This is a genomic window from Streptomyces sp. LBL, from assembly GCF_029893585.1.
Classification (GTDB): Bacteria; Actinomycetota; Actinomycetes; order Streptomycetales; family Streptomycetaceae; genus Streptomyces.
This window is the reverse complement of sequence record NZ_JARXYX010000044.1, coordinates 28,017-52,964: the sequence shown is the minus strand read 5'-3', so window position 1 is coordinate 52,964 and position 24,948 is coordinate 28,017. Positions and strand designations below refer to the sequence as shown.

Sequence of the window (24,948 nt, the reverse complement as noted above, 5' to 3'; positions counted from 1 at the left end):
CCGAATCGCCGCCAGGGGTGCGTCGGCATGCGTGGACCGCTTGCACGGACGGGAGATGACGGAACGTCAACTCAGCTCGTGCAGTGGGGAATTGGGCATGGACAAGTGCCGCCCGGCGGTCGTGCGGGACCGCCGGGCGGCTTTGTTCATGCCGAGGTCATCCGGCGATTCCCGCGGCGCGTACGACGGTCTGCGTCACGGTGTTGCCGCGGCTGTCACCGGCCTGGACGCGCAGCGTGAGGTACCGCGCGGAGGCGGGCGCGTGCAGGAGCAGGCTCACCTTGCCGTTGCCCCTGCCGCTGAGGCGTGCCGTCGTCCAGGTGGCGCCGTCGTCGTAGGACAGTTCCACCTTGCTGGTGTGCGGCGCCGCGTTGGAGCCGCCCTCCAGGTGCAGCGGAGTGACGAGCAGGGTGGCGTCGGCGGCTGCCTTGCCGTCCGGCGACGTCGGCAGGGTGTAGTCCACCTGGACGAGCGGGAGTTGCTCGCCGGCGTCGAGGTCCTTGGGCGCCGCGGAGGTGAACGTCCACTCGGTGCGCGTGGCGGTCGAGTAGGGGAAAGCGGCCGTGGCGTCACGGGTCGCGGTGTGCACCAGACGGTAGGTGCCCTTCTTCGCCGGCACGGTCGCCCTCACCCCGGCGCCACCCTCGGCGACCAGGGTCGTGCCTTGGTACAGCGAGGTCTCCTGGGTGGTGTCGGTGCTGCCGAAGGCCACGTAGTTGGCGTGGTCGCCGCCGGAGTCGCCCCAGGACGGGATGACGACGTCCAGCTGGTCGCCGGTGCGCACGGGCGGCTGGACGCTGCCGTTGATGCGGGGTCGCACCACGGGTCCGAACCACTCCACGTCCGTGGTGCTGCCCGCCGGATAGGTGACGGATCCGGACGCGCTGTAGGACAGGGACTGGAGCTCGCCCTCCTCCGTCCACGAGAAGGTGCTGTCGCTGCTGACGTAGTCGGTGCGGTGCGCGCCGGCCGTGCTCAGCCGGTTGGTGCCGACCTGGTACGCGGTCCAGGGGTGGATGTCGTAGCGGTTCTCGTACACCTCACGGCCGGTGGGATTGCGGAAGGAGGTCTCCACCCGGGCCAGTTGACCGGTCGTGGGCGCGTAGACGGGGTTGGCGGGGATGCGGCCCTTCCAGGTGCGGACCAGGTCGTACAGGTAGTCCGTGTCGGGGCGGGAGACGGCTCGCAGCGGAACGCTGCCCTTCGTGCTCGCGTCCACGCTCGCCATCACCCGGTCGCCGTCCGTGCGGGACAGGCCGACCACTTCGATGGAGGACTTGATGATGGGCTCACGCAGTCGCCCGTCGAGGTCGTTGACGAACAGCAGCAGCTTCACGCCCGCGGTCTGCGCGGCCCTGATCTGGTAGTCCGCCGTGTCCTCGTCACTGGAGTCCCAGGGCACCACGGCGGCCTTGCCGACGGCGTCGACGCCCTTGTAGTCCTCCGCGAGACCGTCGCCCGGGTGGATCAGGTCGAGGGCGTAGTCGTCCTCGGGCAGCTTCGTCGAGCCGGGCATGATCCACAGGTCGTCGAACTCGTGCCCGCCGGCGGTCACCGACAGCAGCGGTTCCTGGTTGCGCCAGCGGGCGGAGACGTACTGCTCGCCGTCAACCGGCGCGGAGGTGGGCGCCGTCCAGATGCTGTCGTAGCCGTCGCCGATCAGCGAGGTGTCGGCGACCGAGGAGCCGTCCTCGAACGTGCGGTAGTAGTCCAGGCGCCGGGAGAAGTTCTCGGTCTTCTTCGGCGTGACGATCTTGACCTCCTTGAGCTTGGTGCCGTCCAGTACGAGGTCGGTGGTGCCGGTCACCTTCACCTGGGGGATGACCGTGCGGGCGTATCCGGCCGAGGCGGGGCCGTGATTGCCCTCCACCCGGAAGTCGGCGTAGACGGTGTAGGTGCCGGGCGGCAGCAGTTCGTCGGACCGGCCGTCGCTGTAGAGGTAGGTGCCCGCGTACTCGTCGCCCTTGCGGTAGAAGGTCAGGACGCCGTCCGTGGCCTCGCCGGAGCGGCCGGTGACCTTGGTGCGGACGTGGAACAACTGCTGGCGGGTGCTGACGCCGAGCAGGGTTCGGGTCAGCGTGGTGCCCGCGGCGGTCGCCGTCAGCCGTCCGGTCCGGCGCTGGAGGTCGCCCGCCTTGTCCAGGTCGGTGGTGACGGTGGCGGTCGCGGTGCCGTGCGCGGGGACCTCGACGCGGCTGGGGGAGACGGTGAAGACGCCGTCGGGAACGCCGGGGGCGTCCATCGCGAGGTCCACGGTGACGGCCTGGTCGCCGGTGTTGGTCCAGGTCGCCGTGGACCGGACCGTGCCCGTGTCCGTGCCGGGCGAGTGGATACCGGCGTCGATCTTGCCGGTGGCGGTGAGCGTCGCCGAGGCCGCGGCGGCGGCGTCCACCCGGCCGTTGCCGCCGTCGTCCGCGCTGATGTCGGGGGTGGGTTTGGCGGTGCTGATCAGGGCGTCCTTGATGCGGCTGCCGGTCCAGTCGGGGTGCGCGGCGGCGACCAGCGCGGCCACGCCCGCCACGTGCGGGGTCGCCATGGAGGTGCCGCTGGCGGTCATGTAGGAGCCGCTGCCGTTGGCCGCGTACTGCGAGCGGGCGGCCAGGATGCCGACACCGGGCGCGGTGATCTCCGGCTTGAGGGCGTCGTCGCCGTAGCGGGGGCCACGGCTGGAGAATTCAGCGAGGGCGTCGGAGGAGTCGACCGCGCCGACGGTCAGGGCCGCGTCGGCGGTGCCGGGCGAGCGGACCGTCTGGGCACCGGGACCGTCGTTGCCGGCGGCTATGGTGAAGAGGGCGCCGGTCTCGGCGCTCAGCTCGTTCACGGCCTGGGCGAGGACGGTCTCACCGTCGGCGTTCTCGCTGCTGCCCAGGCTCATGCTGATGACCCGGGCGTGAACATCGCGGGCGGCCCACTCCATGCCCGCCAGGATCCAGGAGTCGTAGCCGTAGCCCTCGTTGGCCAGGACCTTGCCGACGTACAGGTCGACGCCGGGTGCGACGCCCTTCTCCTTGCCGTCGGAGGCGGCACCGCTGCCGGCGATCGTGGAGGCGACGTGCGTGCCGTGGCCGTGGCGGTCGGTGACGTCCTGGCCGGGAACGAAACTGGCGCTGTCCTCGACCGCGTCCTTCAGGTCGGGGTGGCCCTGGTCGTAGCCGGTGTCGAGGACGGCCACGTCGACGCCGTCGCCGCTGTTGCCGCCCGCCCAGACCTCGGGGGCGCCGATCTGGGCGACCGAGTCGCTGAGGGTGGCCTCGGCCTTGCCGTCGAGCCAGACCTTGGCGACGCCGCCGCGGAAGGCCGCGTCGGCCTTGGCGTCCGGCACCTTCGCGGAGCCGGACGCGGTGCCGGTGAGCGCGCTCCACAGGGCGCCGGTGTCCTCGCGGTCGGCGGCGAGGGCCACCCCGTTGACGCTGGTGAGGGGGCGCACGTCGGTGACATCGCCCGGCATGGCGACGGCGCGCTTGCGCAGGGCGGAGGCGGGGGCCTCCTTGCCGCCGTAGGTGACGATGAGGGGCAGGTGCTTGAGCTTCCCGTCGTCGTAGCCGTCGGCCACGAGCCGGGAGACGTTGAAGAGTTGGGCGTCCAGGGCGCCGGACGCCAGGTAGGGGCGGGCGGCGTCGGGATAGACGTAGGTGTCGCCGCCCACGGTCAGTACGCGGGCGCCGGTGGGCTCGCCGTCGGGTCCCTGCACGGTGATCGTGCCGGGGCCGCCGCCCGCGCCGGGGGCGACGGTGACCTTGTCGCCGGTCACCAGGGTGACGACGGAAGGGGCAACGTTGTCAGAAGTGCGGGTGGCACGGGCCGAGTTGTCGGTCGGCGAGGTGTCTGCGGAGGAGGCCACGTGCGGGGTCGCCGCGGTGACCAGGAGGGCGGTCGCGACCACGAGCAGGCGGCGCCGTCTTCCGGAGGAGTGGCGTGTCAAAGGATTCCCTCGACTTGAATGCGCGTACTGCCAGTTGATGCGCAGGGCCAGTCGCGTCCTTGGGACTGGTGGGAGCGTGCCCACCTTGACGGTGTCGCGTCATGCGCGACAAGATCCGGCTGTCGCGGCTTCGCGCAGTTGCGCACATGCGCTTGCGTCTCGCGGGCGGTGCGCGGAGATACGGCAGCGACACGTTCAACACTGAAGCGCACTACAGCGGGAGCGTCGGGCTGCATGGATGTGACGTCGGACAGCCCCTGGGCCGGCATCGGGCTGGACTCGCTCAGCGGCCGAGTCCTGGAGTATCTGGTGGGGCACGCTTCCGCCAGTGCCCTCACCGTGGCGGAAGCGGTCGGCGCGTCACGCGAAGAGGCCGAGACGGCACTGCGGTCTCTGGAGGACGCGCTTCTGATCATCCCCATCGCGGGCCGGCCCCCGCGGTGGAGGGCCGGCCCGCCACGTTCGTCCCTGGGCTCCTTGCTGGCCCGCCGGCGCGCCGAACTGGCCCACGCCGAGTTGTACATGGAGCAGCTTCACGAGATCTACGACTTCGCGGCCCACCCGCAGGCTCCGCACCTGGTGGAGGTCCTGGAGGACAACGAGGAGGTCGCCGCACGCTATGCGCACCTCCTCAAGGGCAGCACCCACGAAGTACTGCACCTGGCCAAGCCGCCTTATGTGAGCGGGCCCACGGCTGCCTCCGGTCAAGGGGGCACCGCACAGCCGGAGTACCGCGAGGGAATACGGCTGCGGTCGGTCTACGACACCGAGGGGTTCACGGACACGGTGTCACTGGAGACGGCGCTGCGGGGCAGCGCCGCCGGCGGCGAGTTCCGGCTCAGCTCCCGGCTCCCCGTCAAACTGGTCCTGTTCGACCGGACCACCGCCCTCCTGCCCGTGCACGACGACCGCCCCTCGGCAGGATCACTCGTGGTCCACTCACCTGCCCTCGTCGCCGCACTCGCCGCCCTGTTCGAGGCCATCTGGAAACACGCGGTGCCGGTATCACTCGAAAGCCGGCAGGACTGGCCCGCCCCCCGCCGGATTCGGGAGAGGACACGGATCGACGAACGAACCCAGGCGATCCTCGACCTGATGGCGACCGGGATGAAGGACGACGCCATCGCCCGGGTACTCGACATCAGCCGCCGCACCGTGCAGAAGCACGTGAGCGAGGCAGGCACCGCGCTGGGCGCAAGAACACGCTTCCAGATCGCCCTCCGCGCAGCCGAACGAGGCTGGCTGCCGCTGGAGACACCGAACGCGAACGAGTAAGGGCCGGAGCACAACCTCGTCCGATCCGTTCTCGCTATTCTCCCCGACTCGATTTGACGCTTTTCCCGGCGGAAGACAAACACGCCCGGATGGGGCGGAGTTCAGAACTGGGAGAGCGATTTCATTCTGTTGCCTGCCCACCCGGCCCGGCAAGGGTGAACCGTGCGGAATATGTGATCCTGCGCAAATGAGAAACCCCTCGGCGGCTTGGTCCCCGAGGCTGCGCATGGCATGTTGAACGAGGAGGGCGCAGGCCACGGACCGGGTCGGATGCGTTGCTGTGGGTTTGTCTCGATCGGGTCGACGACGACACATGCGCGCAACAATTCGGGGGTTGACAGGTTGCCAATTGGCATCGGCTAATTGATCGCCCGCACATCAGGCGTATTCACTTTCGTCCGGCCCGGATTGAGGGCCCAGTCATGATTGGCGTCATGTGTCGATATCCACTCGTGCGAGAGGTGTGTTCCCAGCCTTTCGCACATTCCATCGCGGCGCGGCGATTCTCGGTGTCGCGACCTTGGCACTCCTGAGCGTCCAGCCCCTTGCGCACGCCGCACCACCCGCGGTCGCGCAGGCCACGGCCGGCACAGTTCAGGACGCATCCGACGCCGAGCCCGACTTGGCACCCGTCTGCGGCACCCCGGCCAAGGGGCACGCGACCTGCTATGCCATGCGCGCGACGGACCAGCCGGCCAGGATGCGGCTGAGCGCGTCCGAGGTTCCCGCGGGCCTCGGTCCGCAGGACATTCAGAGCGCCTACAGCCTGCCCGCCGACGGGGGCGCCGGCCAGACCATCGCGATCGTCGACGCCTACGACAACCCCAACGCCGAGGCAGACCTGGCCGTTTACCGCGCCCAGTACGGCCTGCCTCCCTGCACCACGGCCAACGGCTGCTTCAGGAAGGTGGACCAGCGCGGCGGCACCCACTACCCGCTCTCCAACAACGCCTGGGCGGGTGAGATCGCCCTCGACCTGGACATGGTCTCCGCGGCGGCACCGAACGCCGACATCCTGCTGGTGGAGACAGACAACGACGGTCTGGAAAACCTCGCCGCCGGTGTGGACGAGGCCGTGTCCCTCGGCGCCAAGTACGTCTCCAACTCCTATGGCAGGACTGGTGACGACCCGACCGACCTGGCCACCTACGGGTCCTCCTACGACCATCCCGGCGTCGCCGTGGTCGCGGCCAGCGGCGACAACAAATACGGCGTCTCCTTCCCCGCGACCCTCCCGTCCGTGACCGCGGTCGGCGGCACAACCCTGACGGCCGACGCGGCCAGCGCCCGCGGCTGGTCGGAGACCGTCTGGGCCAGGGGCTCCTACGGACCGGGCTCCGGGTGCGCGTCCCAGCAGACGAAGCCGGACTTCCAGCAGGACACCGGTTGCACGGGGCGAAGCGTCGCCGACGTGTCAGCCGTCGCCGACAACGTTGCTGTCTACCTGACCTACGGCTCACAGGGCACCGGTTGGCAACGCTACGGCGGCACCAGCGTCGCGACGCCGGTGATCGCCTCCGTCTACGCGCTGGCCGGGCCCCCGCGCCCCGGCACCTCCCCCAACTCCTATCCCTACGCGGCGAACGGCGTCGGTCTCAACGACATCACCACCGGGTCGAACGGAACCTGCTCCGTCGCGTACCTGTGCAACGCCGGCACCGGTTACGACGGTCCGACCGGCCTGGGCACCCCGGCGGGCCTGGCCGCCTTCCGCAGCGGACCGCACGGCACCCTCTCCGGTACGGTCAAGGACGCCGCAACCGGCAAGCCGGTCGCCCACGCGACCGTCGGGTCCGGGCTCGACATCGCCACGACCGACGCGCAGGGGGCATACACGCTCGACCTCCCCGCGGGTGCGGTCAACGCCCTGACGGTGAAGGCCTTCGGCTACACGACGACCACACCGGTCACCCTCGACCTCGCGGACGGCCAGACCCTCACCCGCGACTTCGGACTCTCTCCGATCCCCCGCAAGCGCGTCCACGGCACCGTCAGAGACGGGTCAGGACATGGCTGGCCGCTCTACGCCCGACTCGCCGTGAGCGGGTCCCCGGAAGCCCCGGTCTGGACCGACCCGGTCACCGGCGCATACGAAATGACCCTGCCGAAGGGGAGCGACTACACGCTGAACGTCACCGCCGCCCTGCCCGGCTACGAATTCCTCGCACGGCCGGTGACGGTCCACAACAAGGCCGTCACCGCGGACGTGGCACTGACCGCCGATCCCGACACCGCCACTGCCGTCGGCTACCGGCTCGAACTCGCCGACCGAGCCGAGACGTTCGGGTCCACCGCGACCGCGCCCCAGGGCTGGAGCGTGGTGAACGCGGCCGGTACCGACAACGGATGGGAGTTCGACGACCCGGCCCAACGCGGCAACTCCACCGGCGGCGAAGGCGCCTTCGCCGTCGTCGAGAGCGACAACGGGCCGATCGGCCCCCATCAGGACAGCCAACTCATCAGCCCCGCATACGACCTGTCCGCCGCGCAGTCGGCGGAACTCACCTTCAGGACCGCGTACCTGGCCAACCCCACCCAGCAGCACATGACCGTGGACGCCAGCACGGACGACGGCGCCACCTGGGAGAATGTCTGGACCGGGCCGAAGGTCAGCGACTCCGCGCAGCTCCTGACCGTGCCCGTGTCACTCCGGCAGTTCGCCGGGCACAAAGCCGTGCGGCTGCGCTTCCATTTCGTCGCCAACTGGGGCTACTTCTGGTCACTCGACGACGTGAACGTCCAGACCCGCGTCCTCGTGCCCACCCCCGGGGGCCTGACCGTCGGCACGGTCCGGGACGGCACAACCGGCGCCGGCTTGGTCGGCGCCACCGTCAGCGACACCGCGGACCCGGACGAATCCACCCTCACCACGGCCACGCCCGAGGACCCGGCCGTCAGGGACGGCTTCTACACCGTGTTCTCGGCGAAACCGGGCCCGCACGTCCTCCAGGTCACCGCGTCCGGTTACGCGGAGCTGCGCCGGAGGACGACAGTGCCGCCCGATCGGGTCCGCCGCATGGATCTCGCCCTCAAGCCGGACGCATGACCACGGTACCGGCGACCTTGCAGGTCAAGGCGTACGGCTAGGGTCCCGCCTCGGAACGGGCCTGCCGGAGCTCGAACGCCGCCAAAGGACCGCCACTTTGTGGGCGGCGGTCCTTTCGCGGCGCGTGGCAATACCGCGGAGCCCGGTCACTTCGGGAGTCGAACCGCACGAAGTGGTCCCGCAGCGTTCCCCCCTCCTGCCCGGTCCGCCGGAGCGGAGGTTCCGCATCGCCGGCCGTGCTTGCGACTGGAGGAGGCGGTGCTCGCCGAGGGGGTTGTTTCCCGCTCGGCGCGTCAAGGCGATGTCATCGCAGCCGGTGTGACTCGTCGTCGGCCGTTCACCCAGTTCGCCGCAGCAGCGCTCCGCGCCCTGCCGCGTGGAGCCCCGTCAGCCCGACAGGGGCACGCAGCCCGCATGACGGTGGGCGCGGCGTCGGCCCGGGAGGGCCCAGAGGGCCCTGGTCGCCGTCAGGCGATGTGCCGCAGCAGCGCGGCGACCGCCGGGGGCGCCTCGCCTGGAGGTCGTACCACCATGATCTTCCAGCTCGGCGCGTGCCGGCCGAACCGGTACTGGGGCAGATCGGGGAAGCGGTCCGCGATCGACTTGGGCATGATGCAGACGCCCAGGTCGTTGCGGACCAGTTCGGCCGCCGCGACGATGTCGTTCACCTCGAACGTCGTGCCGCGATCGACGCCCGCGGCCCGGAAGGCCCGGTCGACCTCGTAGCGGATGGCCCAGCCGGGTGTGAAGTCCACCAGGGGCAGCCGGGCCACGTCGGCGAGATGGGCCTCGCCGTTCGGCGTCGCCCCGGCGAGCGACCGCCCGGGCGACGCCACCAGCACCATGTCCTCTCGGGACAGCAACCGGGTCGTCAACCCACGCTGCTGCTGGCGGTCGAGCGCCACCACGGCCAGGTCCACCGTGCCCTCGCGCAGAGCCTGCCGGATGTCGGCGACCGCCGCCTGCCGCAGCCGTACGACCACGCCCGGATGCTCCGCCCGCAGCGCGGCCAGGGCGTGATGGAGCCCCGCCCATACCCCTTGCATCGTGCCGACCGTCACCCGTCCGCGCAGCTGCCCCCGTACGGCATCGACGGCCTCCCGTGCCAGTTCGGCGGCCCGGAGTGCCGCGCGTGCGGCGGGGACGAACGCCTCGCCGGCCGGGGTGAGCGCGACGCGATGCGTGGTGCGGTCGAACAAGGGGGCGCCCAGTTCGCGTTCGAGGGCGCGGACCGTGCTGGACACAGCGGACTGGACCACGTTCAGCCGCCTTGCCGCTGCCGTGAAACCACCCGCGTCGGCCACCGAGACGACGACCTCCATCTGGCGCAGATCCATCATCCGCTCCCGGTCAGGCAACGCTCCGTCTGGTGCGAAGGCGACGGTCTTCGATCTTCGATCTTCGCTGCATCGTACGCGGAAGGGCGTGCGTCGTGCGGACGCCGACCTGTGCACCTCCAGGTACCCGCTCGCGTACACCGGGGGTCGCGTACACCGAGGCTCGCGTACACCGAGGCGGCAGGCCGAGGCCGTTCCTCAGGCGCGGATGAACTCGCCGGCTCTGCCGGGCAGTCCACCCCTCGGGTTCCGCCTCGACACAACCCGACCCGACCCGACGCCCTTGGTGCGCACCGTTACCGGCTCGCTGTGCCCTGCTTCGCCGCCGCACGCCGGCGTCGCTCGGTGGTCCAGTAGAGAAGCGCGCTGAAGGGGAGGGCGGCGCCCAGGACGGTCAGGGGAGCCCAGCCTCCGGCGTGGTAGACGACGGAGCCGAGCTGGGAGCCGACCGCACCGCCGGCGAAGAACATGGCGATGAAGGCACTGTTGAGGCGCGCGCGGGCGGCAGGGTCGAGTTGGTACACAGTGTGCTGGCCCAGGATCAGGGTGGTCTGGACGGCCATGTCGATGACGATCGCGGCCAGGGCGATCAGTACGACGCTGTGTCCGCCGAACCCGGCGAGCGCGAAGGCCAGGGTGGCGACCACGAAGGCGACACCTGTCACGGGGCGTGCGAGGCCCCGGTCGGCCCAGTGTCCGGCGAGCGGTGCGATGGCCGCGCCGGCCGCGCCGACGAGGGCGAACACACCGACCCCGATCGGTGAGTAGTGGAATCGGGGACCGGTCAGGACGAAGGAGACCGTGGTCCAGAACGCGCTGAAGGCACCGAACATCGCCGCCTGGTAGAGGCCACGGCGCAGCAGCGCCGGGTGCGTGCGTACCAGCCGGACGGTGGAGCGCAGCACGTGGTGGTACGGGATGGTCGTGGTCGGCGCGGACCGCGGCAGGGCCGCGTACAGGGCCACCGCGAGCACGGCCATCAGGGCGGCGGAGCCGAGGAAGACCACGCGCCACCCGGCGAGGTCGGAGACCAGACTGCTCAGAGTGCGGGAGAGCAGGATGCCGGTGAGCAGCCCGCTCATCACCCGGCCGACCACACGACCCCTGGCGTGGTCGGGAGCGAGGCCGGCGGCAAAGGGCACCAGGATCTGGGCGACGACCGAGGTGGCGCCGCTGACCAGGGAGGCGATCAGCAGCATGGGGAAGCTGGTGGCGAGTCCCGCCGCCACGAGGGCGAGGGTCGTGACCGTCAGCAGGACGGTGACCAGGTTGCGCTTCTCCAACCGGTCGCCGAGCGGGACCAGGAAGAGCATGCCGATCACGTAGCCGACCTGGGTGAGGGTGATCAGTGCGCCGGCGGTGGCCGTGCTGGTGTGGAAGACGTCGCTCAGCGAGGACAGCAGGGGCTGGGCGTAGTAGAGGTTGGCGACCGTCATGCCGGAGGCGACGGCCAGGAGTGCGATCAGCCAACCCGGCACGCCGTGCGGGGCCTTTGTGGTCGTGGGCCGGCGCGGGTTCTGGACGTCGGATGATGCGGACATGTGCACCTTCTTGACGGACTGTGCCGGGAAGCCGGCTCGGGCGGAAGCGCTGTGCGGTGACCGGCAGCTTCTTCGATGCCGTCACACAGGGACAAGCGCCGAGCCGCCTCGGGTGCTTCCTCATCTACGGCGATGGTTCAGGATGTCAGTCATCTCTGTCCGAGATGAGCATGTCCGAGGCCGTACCACCGGCGCCTGGAGTCCCCGCGATGACGGGGGTCGTGCCGTCCTGCTGAGAGTGACCACAGACGCCGCGAGGCCAGAAGCCGTGGGCTGCCGGTATGAACCGGTACGGCAGTCCGGACGTTCCGGCAGGCGCCGGAGAAGACGACGGTGCGGGCGGTCACGTCGACGGCACGGTCTCCAACCACTGCAGGACTTCGGGGGTCACTGGGTCGGCATCGGAAGGGCGGGCGCGGGAAGGCGGTCGCCGTCGCAGCCGTCCAGGCTGCCGAAGCGGTCGGATGCGTTCTGCCACGTATGGGTGGCGATCACCATCAACGCGTTCAACCGGGTCTCCGTCCTGAGCCGGCACCGCGTCCGCAGGGGCCCCTGTTGGTCGGTTCTTCACGTGGGTGATCGCCGCCTCGGTCCGTTCAGCGGGCAGCGCTCAAGATCAGATCGGTGACAGGGCCGGGGTCGCTCACGGCGACCGCGTGGGGTGCGCGGACCGTGATGGTGCGGGCGCCGGCCCGTTCGGCCATCCACCGCTCGGCGGCCGGGGGGATGTTGCGGTCGTCGGTGGCCACGAGGTACCAGCCGGGGGATCTCCTACGACGCCTAGAATTTCAACCAGAACTTCGCGGCAACCCGTGGGCTACCAGTCGGTGTCCGAGGGGGGACTTGAACCCCCACGCCCGATAAAGGGCACTAGCACCTCAAGCTAGCGCGTCTGCCATTCCGCCACCCGGACGAGGTGTCCGTCGCCTTGACGGAGGTGTTCCGTGCGGCGACATGGACAACAATACCAAGCTTTCGGAGTGCCTTTCACCTGCGTTTCCGTCGCCCGAGCGGCGTTCCCGGACGGGCGGCGGGGGTGACCCCAAGGTCTCACCATGAGCGACTGGATGGCTACGCACGGCCCGGCCGCGGGGCTCAGGGCCCCCCGCGGTCAACGATCCGACGACCGCCGTGCACGCGCTGGACCAGATCGTGCAGTTTCTCGCCGCGGTGTCCCGGCGCCCGCTGGACGCGGCACCGTACCGGGACCGGCGGGGCGCGGTGCGGCTCGTGCAGCGGGTGCCGGCGTGGACCGATCTGGTGGATCTGGGGTTCACCGAGGTGCGAGGCTGTGCGGTGGGAAGTCCGCAGGTCAGCCGGCGGCTGCTGATCGGGCTCGACGATCTCGCCCTGCTGGCTCCGGAGGAGCGGCGGGCCCCCTGCTCCGCCACCGGACGCTGCTCGCGCAGGCCGTCGCGCGCGGTACCCCGGCGGCCGCGGACCGGACGTTCGCGCTGCGGCCGGACCGACAGGGGATCGGCTGACGCGCCCCGCTCGTACGTCCCCCCTCACGGCATGAGGTGGTAGTCCGGGAAGTTTCCGGGCAGCCGCTCTCCGACCGGCCCTCGTGTCACGGCACGCACCAGCAACTCGCCGCCGACGAACGCGCCGCGCCAGGACGCCCCGAACCCGCCGAACAGTTCGTCGCGGTCGCCCCGCGAACGCGGCGTGCCGTGGCCGACCTTGAACGCGCGGATCTGCGGGGCCAGCCGGTCGAAGGTCGCCCGGTCGTCCGTGGACAACGTGGCCACCAGCGCTCCGTTGGACGCGTTCATCGCGGCCAGCAGCTCCGCCTCCGTGTCGACCAGGACGATGGTGTCGACCGGGCCGAAGGGTTCCGCGTGGTGCAGCGGGGAGGACGGCGGCGGGTTGAGGAGCGTGACCGGCTGGACGTACGCCGATGTGTCCTGGCCGGGCAGGTAGCGGGCGTCGGCCTGCTTGCCACGGTGCAGCGGTACGGCGCCGCGCTCCACTGCCTCGGCGACCTGGTCGTGCAGTTCCTTGGCCTTGGTCGCGTTGATCACCGGCCCGAAGTCCAGCTCCGGGTACGGGTCGGCCGGCTTCTCGACGGCGAGCGGGTGGCCGACGCGCAGGGCGCGGACGGGCGGGAGGTAGGCGGCGAGGAACTCGTCGAACAGCTGTCGCTGGACGACGAAGCGCGGGTAGGCCGTGCACCGCTGCTTGCCGTAGTCGAAGAGCTTGGGCACGACCGTGGTGAGCGCGTCCCAGTCCGTGTAGTTCCAGATGCCCCAGGTGTTGAGTCCCTCCTGTTCGAGTACATGCCGCTTGCCGAGGTCGGCGACGGCCGTGGCCACCGCGGCGCCGGTGTCGCGGCCCCCGACGAAGGAGACGCAGCCGATCTCGGGCGCGCGCACCAGCGCCTGGGACAGCTCGCCGCCGCTGCCGCTGACCAGGGTGACAGGGATCCCCTCGCGGGCGGCGAGCGCACAGGCCAGGGTCAGACAGGCGACACCGCCGTCGGTCGGGGTTTTGGCGATGACCGCGTTGCCTGCCAGTGCCTGTACCAGCACTGCGTGAACGAGCACGCTCATCGGGTAGTTCCAGCTGGCGATGTTGGACACCGGCCCGTCCAGCGGGGCCCGACCGTCCAGCATGGGGTCGATGCCGTCGACGTACCAGCGCACCCCGTCGATGGCCCGGTCGACGTCCGCCTGTGCGAGCCGCCAGGGCTTGCCGATCTCCCACACGAGCAGCAGCGCGAGCAGTTCACGGTGGTCGGTGAGGCGGTCGAGGGTGGCGGCGACGCGGGCGCGGCGCTCGTCGAGGGGCGTGTGCCGCCAGGCGCGGTGCTGATCGAGTGAGGCGCGGACGGCCTGGTGGGCGGTGTCGCGGTCCAGGCGCGGCGGGCCGGCGATCGGGCTGCCGTCGACGGGGCTGGTGGCGGGCAGGGCCCTGCCGTCGGCTCGCCAGACGGCTCCCCAGAGGTTGAGGGTGCGGTCGTCGCGGAACGCCTCGGGGGCGACGGCGAGGCAGCGTTGCCAGGCGTCGGTCCAGGACGTGCCTGATTTGAGGGTGAGGGTGGCGACCATCAGGGTTCTCCGCTCTCGGTGCACGTTCGGCGGCGGTCGTACGTGGCTACGGAGGACGCCGGCGAGGTGCCGCGACTGCTGAAAGTAACTTCATCTCAACTATGAGTGACGAAAGGCTGCGCCTCCAACCGGGCGAGCACCAGTCGGGCCATCTCCTCGCGCGGACTCTCCCCGGGCGAGTCGGTGACTTCGACCCTCGGCCCTCGGCACCAGGAGGCCGTGCTCCTCGAACAGTCCCCTTGCCTGATGTTCGTACAGGCCCATTGCGGCTCCCGTCTGTGACGTCATCGCGAGGCCGAACTCCGATGACCGAAAGTGCCGTACGCCCCCTGGACACCACCCACCGGATGCGGGATAACAAGCTTCATACAGTATTCGTCGACTGTATGCAATGTACCGCGAGAGAGCTCCACCCCTACGAAGGGACAGGACTTCCCCATGCCCGACGACACCCAGGACGTCATTTCCGGTGGTCATCTCGTAGCCAAGGCGCTGAAGGCCGAGGGGGTCGACCGCATCTACACCCTGTGCGGCGGCCACATCATCGACATCTACGACGGCTGCGTCGACGAGGGCATAGAAGTCGTCGACGTCCGGCACGAACAGGTGGCCGCCCACGCCGCCGACGGTTACGCGCGGCTCACCGGCAGGCCCGGCTGCGCGGTCGTCACCGCGGGTCCCGGTACGACCGACGCCGTCACCGGTGTCGCCAACGCCTTCCGCGCGGAGTCCCCGATGTTGCTGATCGGCGGTCAGGGGGCCCTCACCCAGCACAAGATGGGGTCCCTGCAGGACCTCCCGCACGTCGACATGATGACCCCGATCACCAAGTTCGCGGCAGCCGTGCCGGACACGGCCCGCGCGGCGGACATGGTGTCGATGGCGTTCCGCGAGTGCTACCACGGCGCGCCCGGCCCCTCCTTCCTGGAGATCCCGCGCGACGTCCTCGACGCCAAGGTGCCGGTGGACAGGGCACGCGTGCCGAAGCCCGGCGCCTACCGCGCCTCCACCCGCTCGGCCGGCGATCCCGAGGCCATCGAGAAGCTCGCCGATCTGCTGGTGCACGCGGAGAAACCGGCCATCCTGCTGGGCAGCCAGGTGTGGACGACCCGGGGCACCGAGGCGGCCATCGACCTCGTCCGCACCCTCAACATCCCCGCGTACATGAACGGCGCGGGCCGCGGCACCCTGCCGCCCGGCGACCCGCACCACTTCCAGCTGTCACGCCGCTATGCCTTCTCCAACGCCGACGTCATCGTCATCGTCGGTACGCCCTTCGACTTCCGCATGGGCTACGGCAAGCGGCTCTCCCCGGACGCGACCGTCGTGCAGATCGACCTCGACTACCGCACGGTCGGCAAGAACCGGGACATCGACCTCGGGATCGTCGGCGACGCCGGACTGGTGCTGAAGTCGGTGACCGAGGCCGCCTCCGGGCTCGCTTTTCATGGATACGGCAATGGGGGCGCGTCCCGGCGCAAGGAGTGGCTGGACGAGCTGCGGGCCGCCGAGCAGACCGCCATCGAGAAGCGGCTGCCCAGTCTGAAGTCCGACGCCTCGCCCATCCACCCGTACCGCCTGGTCAGCGAGATCAACGACTTCCTCACCGAGGACTCCATCTACATCGGCGACGGCGGCGACATCGTCACCTTCTCCGGTCAGGTCGTGCAGCCCAAGTCGCCGGGCCACTGGATGGACCCGGGCCCGCTCGGCACCCTCGGCGTCGGCGTCCCCTTCGTGCTCGCGGCCAAGCAGGCGCGGCCCGACAAGGAGGTGGTGGCCCTCTTCGGCGACGGCGCCTTCTCCCTCACCGGCTGGGACTTCGAGACCCTCGTCCGCTACGACCTCCCCTTCGTCGGCATCGTCGGCAACAACTCCTCCATGAACCAGATCCGCTACGGCCAGGCCCAGAAGTACGGCCAGGAGCGCCAGCGGGTCGGCAACACCCTCGGCGACGTCCACTACGACAAGTTCGCCCAGATGCTCGGCGGTTACGGCGAGGAGGTCCGGGATCCCGCCGACATCGGCCCGGCGCTGCAGCGCGCCCGTGAGTCGGGCAAACCGTCGCTGATCAACGTCTGGGTCGACCCGGACGCGTACGCCCCCGGAACCATGAACCAGACCATGTACAAGTGAGGTGGCCGCCATGACCGGCACGACGGCAACACCGCCCAAGGCTCTTGAAGGCATCCGCGTCCTCGACATGACGCACGTCCAGTCCGGGCCCTCCGCGACCCAACTCCTCGCCTGGCTCGGCGCGGACGTCGTGAAGCTGGAAGCGCCGACCGGTGACATCACGCGCAAGCAACTGCGCGACCTCCCGGACGTCGACTCCCTCTACTTCACGATGCTCAACTGCAACAAGCGGAGCATCACCCTCAACACCAAGACCGAGCGCGGCAAGGAGATCCTCACCGAGCTGATCCGGCGCTCCGACGTCATGGTCGAGAACTTCGGGCCGGGCGCGGTCGACCGTATGGGCTTCACCTGGGACCGCATCCAGGAGATCAATCCGCGGATCGTCTATGCCTCCATCAAGGGGTTCGGGGACGGCCCGTACACCAACTTCAAGGCGTACGAGGTCGTCGCTCAGGCCATGGGCGGGTCGATGGCGACCACCGGTTTCGAGGACGGGCCGCCGCTGGCGACGGGGGCCCAGATCGGGGACTCGGGCACGGGCGTCCACGCCGTGGCGGGGATTCTCGCGGCGCTGTACCAGCGGGAGAACACAGGGCGCGGTCAGCGGGTCAATGTGGCCATGCAGCACGCTGTGCTCAACCTCTGCCGGGTGAAGTTGCGCGACCAGCAGCGCCTGGCACACGGCCCGCTCGCTGAATATCCCAACGACGACTTCGGCGACGAGGTTCCCCGGTCCGGGAACGCGTCCGGCGGCGGGCAGCCCGGCTGGGCGGTCAAGTGCGCGCCGGGCGGACCCAACGACTACGTGTACGTCATCGTGCAGCCCGTCGGCTGGCAGCCGCTCAGCGAGCTCATCGGCCGGCCCGAGCTGGCCGGCGACCCCGAGTGGGCGGCCCCGGAGGCCCGGCTGCCCAAGCTGGGCAAGATGTTCCAGCTGATCGAGGAGTGGTCCGCCACGCTCCCGAAGTGGGAGGTGCTGGAGAAGCTCAACGCGCACAACATCCCGTGCGGGCCGATCCTGTCCACCAAGGAGATCATCGAGGACCGGTCGCTGGTCGCCAACGAGATGGTCGTCACCGTGCCACACCCCGAGCGGGGCGAGTTCAAGACCGTGGGCAGCCCGCTCAAGCTCTCCGACTCCCCCGTGGACGTGACCAGTTCACCGCTGCTGGGCGAGCACAACGAAGAGGTGTACGTCGGCGAGCTCGGTCTCGGCGGCGAGGAGCTGCGCCTGCTCAAGTCGAACGGAGTGATCTGACGTGATGGCCGAAGACCTCGCCCTGAGGGTGCGCACGCTCCTCGACTCCGTGCGGGCCGAGGGACGCACCGCGCTGACCGCGCCCGAGGGCAAGGTGATCGCCGACGCGTACGGGATCGCCGTACCCGGCGAGGAGTTGGCGACCGATGTCGACGAGGCGGTGGCGTTCGCGGCGCGCTTCGGCGGGCCGGTCGTGATGAAGATCGTCTCCCCGGACATCCTGCACAAGACCGACGCCGGCGGCGTGATCGTCGGGGTCGAGGGCGCGACGGACGTACGGGCCGCCTTCCACCAGATCGTCGACAACGCGCGCGCGTACGACGCGGACGCCCGGATCGAGGGTGTACAGGTCCAGGAACTGCTGCCCCAAGGGCAGGAGGTCATCGTCGGCGCCGTGACGGATCCGACGTTCGGGAAGGTCGTGGCGTTCGGGCTCGGCGGAGTGCTGGTCGAGGTCCTCAAGGACGTCACCTTCCGGCTCGCTCCCGTGGACGCCGACGAGGCGCTGTCCATGCTGGACTCGATCCGGGCGGCGGAGATCCTGCGCGGGGTGCGCGGCGCGCCGGCCGTGGACCGGTGGGCGGTCGCCGAGCAGATCCGACGGGTGTCCCAACTGGTCGCGGACTTCCCGGAGATCGCGGAGGTGGACCTCAACCCGGTGATCGCGACCCCCGAAGGGGCGCTCGCCGCGGACATCCGGATCATCCTCGCCGAATCCCAGCCGCCACCGCGCCGCCAGTACACGCGCGACGAGATCCTCACCTCCATGCGCCGCCTGATGCAGCCGAGCGCGGTCGCCGTGATCGGCGCCTCCAACGAGCAGGGCAAGATCGGCAACTCGGTGATGCGCAACCTCGTCGACGGCGGGTTCGCCGGGGAGATCCATCCGGTGAACCCCAAGGCCGACGACATTCTGGGCCGCAAGGCGTACAAGAGTGTCACGGACGTTCCCGGTGAGGTGGATGTGGCGGTCTTCGCGATCCCCGCCACGTTCGTGGCCGCGGCCCTGGAGGAGGTGGGACGCAAGAAGATCCCCAACGCCGTACTGATCCCCTCCGGGTTCGCGGAGACCGGCGAGCACGAACTCCAGGCGGAGATCGTGGCGATCGCCGAACGGCACGGCGTACGACTGCTCGGTCCGAACATCTACGGCTACTACTCGACGTGGCACGACCTGTGCGCCACGTTCTGCACGCCGTACGACGTCAAGGGCGGGGTCGCGCTGACCTCGCAGTCCGGCGGCATCGGCATGGCCATCCTGGGCTTTGCGCGCACCACGAAGACGGGCGTGTCGGCGATCGTGGGCCTGGGCAACAAGTCGGACCTGGACGAGGACGACCTGCTGACCTGGTTCGGCGAGGACCCGCACACCGAGTGCATCGCGATGCACCTGGAGGACCTCAAGGACGGTCGGGCCTTCGTCGAGGCCGCGCGCGCGACCGTACCGAAGAAGCCGGTCGTCGTCCTCAAGGCGGGCCGTACGGCGGCGGGGGCGAAAGCCGCCGGGTCGCACACCGGGGCTTTGGCGGGCGACGACGCCGTGTACGACGACATCCTGAAGCAGGCCGGTGTCATCCGGGCTCCCGGTCTGAACGACATGCTGGAGTACGCGCGCGGGCTGCCCGTTCTTCCCGCTCCCCAGGGCGACAACATCGTCATCATCACCGGGGCCGGCGGCAGCGGCGTGCTGCTCTCCGACGCGGTGACCGACAACGGCCTCACCCTGATGGAGATCCCGCCGGACCTCGACGAGGCGTTCCGGAAGTTCATCCCGCCCTTCGGGGCCGCGGGCAACCCGGTGGACATCACCGGGGGCGAGCCGCCGTCGACGTACGAGGCGACGATCCGGCTCGGTCTCGAGGACCCGCGCATCCACGCGCTCGTCCTCGGCTACTGGCACACCATCGTCACTCCCCCGATGGTCTTCGCGGAGCTCACCGCGCGCGTGGTGGCCGAGTTCCGGGAGCGCGGCGTCGAGAAGCCCGTGGTGGCGTCTCTCGCGGGCGACGTCGAGGTCGAGGAGGCCTGCCAGTACCTGTACGAGCGAGGGGTCGTGGCGTACCCGTACACGACCGAGAAGCCGGTGGCCGTGCTCGGCGCGAAGTATCGGTGGGCGCGGGCGGCGGGGCTTCTGTGAAGGCTCCCGACCCCCACCCGTCAGGCGAGGAGATGGCGTGACATGACGGCAGATCCCTACGCGGCGAACAGCACGTCGGCGCACGTCGACGCCGCGGACCGTCCCTACCGTGAGGTGACCGACGCCCGCGGCCGGGTCTACCGCGTCGGCGAGACCGACCAGGACATCCTCGGTCACTCCCGCAAGCTCATGGTGTACCTGCCCTGGGCCGCCATGATGGCCATCAGCGTCTTCGAATACGCGTACGGCTCGGCGGAGGACACGCTGTCCCGGGCGCACGGCTGGACGCAGGGCAACACCTTCTGGATCCTCAGCGTCTGGGTGTTCTTCCAGGCCGGCATCGCCTTCCCGGCGGGCTGGCTGCGTGAGAAGGGCATTCTGACGGCCCGCAAGGCGATGTACATCGGCTCCCTGTTGTGCTTCGTCGGGTTCCTCGCCCTGTCGCACATGAGCAACGTGTGGCTCGCGATCATCGGGTTCGGCGTCGTCGGCGGTCTCGGCGCCGGCCTGGTCTACGCAACCTGCATCAACATGGTCGGCAAGTGGTTCCCCGAGCGGCGGGGCGCCCGGACCGGCTTCGTCAACGGAGGATTCGCGTACGGATCGCTGCCGTTCATCTTCATCTTCAACTACGGCTTCGACACCGCGAACTACCACCGTGTGCTGGACCTCATCGGGTGCTACATCGTGATCGTGGTCTTCGGCTGCGCCTTCTTCTTCAAGGACCCGCCGAAGAACTGGTGGCCCGCGGACGTGGACCCGCTGACGTTCTCCGGCGACCTGAAGAACGCCACCAGCCTCGTCAAGAACCCTCCCGCGGCACGGCAGTACACGCCGAAGGAGGCCATCAGGACGGGCATGCTGCCGCTGATGTGGCTGTCGATCGTGCTGACCGCCGGGGTGTCGATCTTCGGGATCTCCTTCCAGGTCGACTTCGCCAAGGAGGTCGGGTTCGGGCCGCTGGTCGCTGCGTCGTCGATGGGTGTCATGGCGGTCATCAACGGCGTCGGCCGCGGTGTGGTGGGCTGGCTGTCCGACAAGTGGGGCCGCAAACCCACCCTGGTGTTCGTGATCGTCGTCCTGGGGCTGGCCCAGTTCGGCGTGATCTGGGCCGGGGCCGTCAAGAGCGAGTGGCTGTTCCTGTTCTTCGCGTTCCTCTCCGGCTTTGGCGGCGGTGCCTTCTATCCGCTGTTCGCAGCACTGACGCCCGACTACTTCGGGGAGAACTACAACGCCACCAACTACGGGCTGGTGTACAGCGGCAAGCTGATCAGCGGCCTGTTCGGGGGTGGTCTCGGCTCCATGGTGGTCGCGGCCTGGGGCTACAACGGTGCGTACGCGCTGGCCGGCGGTGTGTCGATGGTGGCGGCGGCGATCGCGCTGCTGCTGCAGCAGCCGGGGACGTCCGAGGGATCAGCCGCCTCGGAACCCCAGCCCGCCGGCTGATCCGCAGGACATACGAGGAGGCCCTCCCCAAAGCCGGGGAGGGCCTCCTCGTATGTCTGGTGGTGAGGTGTCAGCACTTCTCCCGCAGCGAGTGCAGGTGAGCACTCGAACGGCGGGCGAAGGTGAAGGACTCGGCCGGGTTGTCGTGTTCGACCTGCCAGTGGTGCGCAAGCCGTTCACCGCGCAGCCGGGTCACGGCGGAGAGGAACCGCTGGTAGTCGATGTCACCGTCGCCGACGTCGGTCATGCGGTAGCCGTACGTGTTCGCCGGGTCGCTCACCCCGTCCTTGACGTGGAAGAGCGGGTAACGGTGGGGCTGCCGGAGGACGTAGTCGAGCGGCTCGAAGGGCGCGGGCGTGCCGTCGGGCCGCTTCGAGAAGCGGAACTGGCCCGAGTACGCCCAGAAGATGTCCATCTCCAGGTAGACGAGGTCGGGGTCGGTCTCTGCGAGCAGCACATCGTAGAGCCGGACCTTGGGGTTGTCGGTGGCGAAGGAGAACTCCTCCGAGTGGTTGTGCTGGTAGAACTTCATGCCGCGCGCCTTCGCCGCCGCGCCGTAGGTGTTGAACTCCTCGGCCGCCCGTTTCCACGCGTCGACCGTGGAGCCGTAGCGGAACGGGCCGGAGGCGGTGCCGATGTGCTTGAGGCCGAGGGCCTGGGCGTCGTCGAGGACCTTGGTGAGGTTCTGGGCGAAGGTGTAGGCGTTCGGGTCGTCGGCGTAGTAGCCGACGTGGCTGCCGATCGGGTGGAGACCGTGGTCGCGTGCCAGCCGCTTGAGCTGGGCGAGCGTGATCGGACCCGCCGAGCCCTGGGTGTACCCGGCGAACTCGACCTCGTCGTACCCGTACTTCTCCAGTTCGGCGAAGACGGGGGCGAAGCCCAGCGTGGAGACCTTGTCGCGCAGGCTGTAGAGCTGGATGCCGAGCCGGCCGGGGGGCAGGACGGGGCGGCCGCGGCCGGCGGTCGCGGTGTCGGTGGCTGCGGTCGCCGTGTCGGTGGCTGCGGTCGCGGGAGTGGCTGCCGCGCCCAGCAGGGCGGCGACGGTGGTGCCTGCGGCCACGCCGAGCATGCCGCGTCGGCTGAGGCGGTGGGTGAGTTCGGGGTCGGTCTGGGACATGCGGCTCATGCCTGAACTCCCATGTGTCGGGGCGTTGTCAGTGGTGGGTGCTTCACTGGTGACCAGTCAGGACAGACCGGCCAGTTGGAGCAGTAGTGCTTTCACGTCGGTGGCCGCGACGCGGTCACCGACAGCCTGGGGGGTGGAGCAGATGAGGAGCGGACCGTCGTCGTCGCTCGCGGGAAGGCGGCCATGGCTGCCTCGAATAGGTGAGGGATCCAGGGGGACGACCGCCATGCGGTAGCGCAGCCCGAGCTTCTTGCGGGCCAGTGCCGTCGCCGCCTTGACCTTCACGTAGGGGTCGAGCGGATCCATGAACAGTTCGACCGGGTCGTAGCCGGGTTTGCGGTGGATCTCGACGAGCTGCGCGAAGTCGGGAGCGCGGGCGTCGTCGAGCCAGTAGTAGTACGTGAACCAGGCGTCCGGTTCCGCGATGGCGACCAGTTCGCCCGAGCGTGGATGGTCGAGGTGGTGGTCCTTCTTGCCCTCGTCGTCTAGTAGTCGCTCGAGGCCGGGCAGTCCGTCGAGGGCGGCCCGGGTCGCGTCGAGATCCTCGGGCCGGCGGACGTACACGTGGGCGATCTGGTGGTCGGCGACCGCGAAGGCGCGGGAGGCCATCGGGTCGAGGTACTCCATGCCGTCCTGCGTGTGCACCTCCAGCAGTCCGGCGCGGCGCAGGGCACGGTTGATGTCGACGGGACGGTCCGCACGGGTGATGCCGTACTCGGACAGCGCGACGACGGTACGGCCCTCGGCGCGGGCGTCGTCCAACAGCGGGGCCAGGGCGGCGTCCAGGGCGGCGGCCGCCTTCAGGGAGCGCGGGTCGTCGGGGCCGTAGCGCTGCAGGTCGTAGTCGAGATGGGGGAGGTAGCAGAGCGTCAGGTCGGGGTGTCGGGTGTGCTGGATGTGCCGGGTGGCGCCGATGATCCACTGGCTGGAGACCAGGTCCGCGCCGGGTCCCCAGAAGTGGAAGAGGGGGAAGGTGCCGAGCTTCTCGGTGAGTTCGTCGTGCAGGGCGGCGGGCCGCGTGTAGCAGTCGGGTTCCTTGCGGCCGTCGGCGTAGTAGACCGGACGGGGGGTGACGGTGAAGTCGGTGTCCGCGCCCATGGCGTACCACCAGCAGATGTTGGCGACGGTGTAGCCGGGGTGGGCGCGGCGGGCGGCGTCCCAGAGCTTGTCCCCGGCGACCAGGCCGTTGTGCTGTCGCCACAGGAGTACGTCGCCGAGCTCGCGGAAGTACCAGCCGTTGCCGACGATGCCGTGCTCCGACGGGTGGGTGCCGGTGAGGAAGGTGGACTGGGCGGCGCAGGTGACGGCGGGCAGCACGGTGCCGAGGGAGGCGCGGGAGCCGGACTGGCCGAGCGACTTGAGGTGGGGCATGTGGTCGAGGAGACGGGGGGTGAGGCCGACGACGTCGAGGACGAGGAGGGGGACGGGGTGTGGGCCGCCCGGGCCGGGGCTCGGCGGGGCCTGGGTCTCGGGGCCGGCAGCACGGGAAGCGGGGCTGCTCATGGGAGTTCCTTCAGGCCGAGGTCGGTCAACAGGTCGCGGGCGAGGGCCAGTTCGGCGGCGATGCCGTCGGCGAGCTGCGACCGGCCGCGGGGCCTGAGCTCGGGCGGGAGTGCCTGCCAGGTGTAGGTCTCGACCTCCAGGTGGCGGGTGAGCGGGCGCGGGCCGCCGACGAGCCGGGTCAGTGCGGCCTTGAGGACGGGGAGCGTGGAGGTGAGGGGCGCGGCGGGGGCGGCGTGCAGGGGGACGTGGAAGTGGGAGCGCCAGGGTGCCGCGTCGGGGAGGGTGTCGCCGGTGAGGGCCTCGCCGAGGTCGTCGGTGCCACGTAGTCCCGCTGCGGTGGACGTGCGGGTCTGGTGCAGGAAGCGGGGTTCGTCGAAGGCGGCGAGGGCCTCGCGGACCTCGGGGAGGTGCGGGTGTTCGGCGTGCAGGGCGGCCGAGAGCTGGGACTTGACGACGGGGATGCCGGCGGCGGTGAGCGCGTCGACGGCGGTGTCCGGGTCTTCGAAGGAGGTGGCGAGGTGGCAGGTGTCGACGCAGATGCCGATCCGGTCGTGCGCGATCGCGGTCAGTGGGGCGATGGCGTCGTGAGTGGTCTCGACGACGCAGCCGGGTTCCGGTTCCAGAGCGAGCCGGATGGAGCGGCCGGTCAGCTCCTCCAGGGCGTCGAGGCGTTCGGCGAGGACGACCAGGGCGCTGCGGGCCTGTTCGGCGCGTTGCTCGTCATGGACGGTGCGCCAGGCGAGCGGGAGGGTGGAGATGCTGCCCTCGGTGACGTCGTCGGGCAGGAGTCCGGCCAGGACCCGGGCCAGGGCCGTGGTGTGGTCGAGGCGTTCGGGGTCGGCCCAGTCCGGCTTGTAGACGCGGTACTTGACCTCTTCGGCGCCGAAGCCCTGGTAGGGGAAGCCGTTGAGGGTGACGACCTCGAGGCCGCGCCGGTCGAGTTCGGTGCGCAGTCCGCGCAGGGCGGACGGGTCGCTGACGAGGGAGTGCGCCGCGTCCTTGGCGAGCCACAGCCCGATGCCGAGTCGGTCGCGGCCGAGGCGGCGGCGCACGGGTTCGCAGTGGTCGCGGAGTTGTGCGAGGACGCCGTCGAGGGTTTCGGCGGGGTGGACGTTGGTGCAGTAGGCGAGGTGGACGACGCTGCCGTCGGGATGCCTGAAGCGCATGG

The 24,948-nt window shown here is 70.1% G+C and carries 14 protein-coding genes, 1 tRNA gene and 2 pseudogenes; 7 read left to right on the top strand and 10 right to left on the bottom strand.

Features of this window, described 5'->3' with window-relative positions:
• Positions 1-157: 157 nt before the first annotated feature.
• A complete protein-coding gene (locus tag M2271_RS37640) occupies positions 158-3,922 on the bottom strand; it encodes a S8 family serine peptidase (RefSeq protein ID WP_280891969.1) in 3,765 nt (1,254 codons plus the stop codon).
• Between the two features lie 234 nt (positions 3,923-4,156).
• On the opposite strand from M2271_RS37640, the gene M2271_RS37635 reads away from it, so the two are divergent.
• Positions 4,157-5,197, top strand: a complete 1,041-nt coding sequence (locus tag M2271_RS37635) for a LuxR family transcriptional regulator (protein WP_280891968.1) — start codon at positions 4,157-4,159, stop codon at positions 5,195-5,197.
• A gap of 520 nt (positions 5,198-5,717) precedes the next feature.
• Positions 5,718-8,243, top strand: a complete 2,526-nt coding sequence (locus M2271_RS37630) for a carboxypeptidase regulatory-like domain-containing protein (protein ID WP_280891967.1) — start codon at positions 5,718-5,720, stop codon at positions 8,241-8,243.
• 467 nt (positions 8,244-8,710) lie between these two features.
• Here the strand turns inward: M2271_RS37630 and M2271_RS37625 are convergent, their stop codons facing one another.
• From M2271_RS37625 to M2271_RS37605, 5 genes and pseudogenes are all read right to left on the bottom strand, one after another.
• A complete protein-coding gene (locus tag M2271_RS37625) occupies positions 8,711-9,580 on the bottom strand; it encodes a LysR family transcriptional regulator (protein WP_280891966.1) in 870 nt (289 codons plus the stop codon).
• Between the two features lie 296 nt (positions 9,581-9,876).
• The gene (locus M2271_RS37620) at positions 9,877-11,121 is read right to left on the bottom strand and encodes an MFS transporter (RefSeq protein ID WP_280891965.1); all 1,245 of its coding nucleotides are present in this window, start codon (positions 11,119-11,121) and stop codon (positions 9,877-9,879) included.
• Between the two features lie 387 nt (positions 11,122-11,508).
• Complete coding sequence (locus M2271_RS37615; RefSeq protein ID WP_280891964.1) at positions 11,509-11,631, bottom strand: hypothetical protein; 123 nt, start codon at positions 11,629-11,631, stop codon at positions 11,509-11,511.
• An 86-nt stretch (positions 11,632-11,717) separates the two neighbouring features.
• Positions 11,718-11,885, bottom strand: a pseudogene (locus tag M2271_RS37610) (alpha/beta hydrolase); the annotation flags it as partial.
• 64 nt (positions 11,886-11,949) lie between these two features.
• Positions 11,950-12,034 (bottom strand) — tRNA-Leu (locus M2271_RS37605).
• A 194-nt stretch (positions 12,035-12,228) separates the two neighbouring features.
• Here M2271_RS37605 and M2271_RS37600 point away from each other — a divergent pair.
• Positions 12,229-12,605: pseudogene (locus M2271_RS37600) on the top strand (DUF2254 family protein); the annotation flags it as partial.
• 24 nt (positions 12,606-12,629) lie between these two features.
• On the opposite strand, the gene M2271_RS37595 reads toward M2271_RS37600, so the two are convergent.
• Positions 12,630-14,171 carry an aldehyde dehydrogenase family protein gene (locus M2271_RS37595; RefSeq protein ID WP_280891963.1) on the bottom strand — a complete coding sequence of 514 codons (1,542 nt, stop codon included), beginning with the start codon at positions 14,169-14,171 and terminating at the stop codon, positions 12,630-12,632.
• A 438-nt stretch (positions 14,172-14,609) separates the two neighbouring features.
• On the opposite strand from M2271_RS37595, the gene M2271_RS37590 reads away from it, so the two are divergent.
• From M2271_RS37590 to M2271_RS37575, 4 genes are read left to right on the top strand one after another with little or no spacing between them, the layout of a single operon-like run.
• Positions 14,610-16,307, top strand: a complete 1,698-nt coding sequence (locus M2271_RS37590) for a thiamine pyrophosphate-binding protein (protein WP_280891962.1) — start codon at positions 14,610-14,612, stop codon at positions 16,305-16,307.
• A gap of 10 nt (positions 16,308-16,317) precedes the next feature.
• Positions 16,318-17,568: a formyl-CoA transferase gene (frc, locus tag M2271_RS37585; protein WP_280891961.1), complete on the top strand. Its 1,251-nt coding sequence runs from the start codon at positions 16,318-16,320 to the stop codon at positions 17,566-17,568.
• 4 nt (positions 17,569-17,572) lie between these two features.
• Positions 17,573-19,705, top strand: a complete 2,133-nt coding sequence (locus M2271_RS37580; RefSeq protein WP_280891960.1) for an acetate--CoA ligase family protein — start codon at positions 17,573-17,575, stop codon at positions 19,703-19,705.
• Between the two features lie 42 nt (positions 19,706-19,747).
• On the top strand, positions 19,748-21,151 hold the full coding sequence (locus M2271_RS37575) for an OFA family MFS transporter (RefSeq protein ID WP_280891959.1): 1,404 nt from the start codon (positions 19,748-19,750) through the stop codon (positions 21,149-21,151).
• 70 nt (positions 21,152-21,221) lie between these two features.
• On the opposite strand, the gene M2271_RS37570 is transcribed toward M2271_RS37575, so the two are convergent.
• From M2271_RS37570 to eboE, 3 genes are read right to left on the bottom strand one after another with little or no spacing between them, the layout of a single operon-like run.
• Positions 21,222-22,277 carry a sugar phosphate isomerase/epimerase gene (locus M2271_RS37570; RefSeq protein WP_280891958.1) on the bottom strand — a complete coding sequence of 352 codons (1,056 nt, stop codon included), beginning with the start codon at positions 22,275-22,277 and terminating at the stop codon, positions 21,222-21,224.
• A 57-nt stretch (positions 22,278-22,334) separates the two neighbouring features.
• Positions 22,335-23,780 carry an alkaline phosphatase family protein gene (locus M2271_RS37565; protein ID WP_280891957.1) on the bottom strand — a complete coding sequence of 482 codons (1,446 nt, stop codon included), beginning with the start codon at positions 23,778-23,780 and terminating at the stop codon, positions 22,335-22,337.
• Positions 23,777-24,946 (bottom strand): metabolite traffic protein EboE, encoded by a 1,170-nt coding sequence (gene eboE / locus M2271_RS37560; protein WP_280891956.1) that lies wholly within the window; start codon positions 24,944-24,946, stop codon positions 23,777-23,779. Before eboE ends, M2271_RS37565 begins: the two co-directional genes overlap by 4 nt.
• Positions 24,947-24,948: the final 2 nt, after the last annotated feature.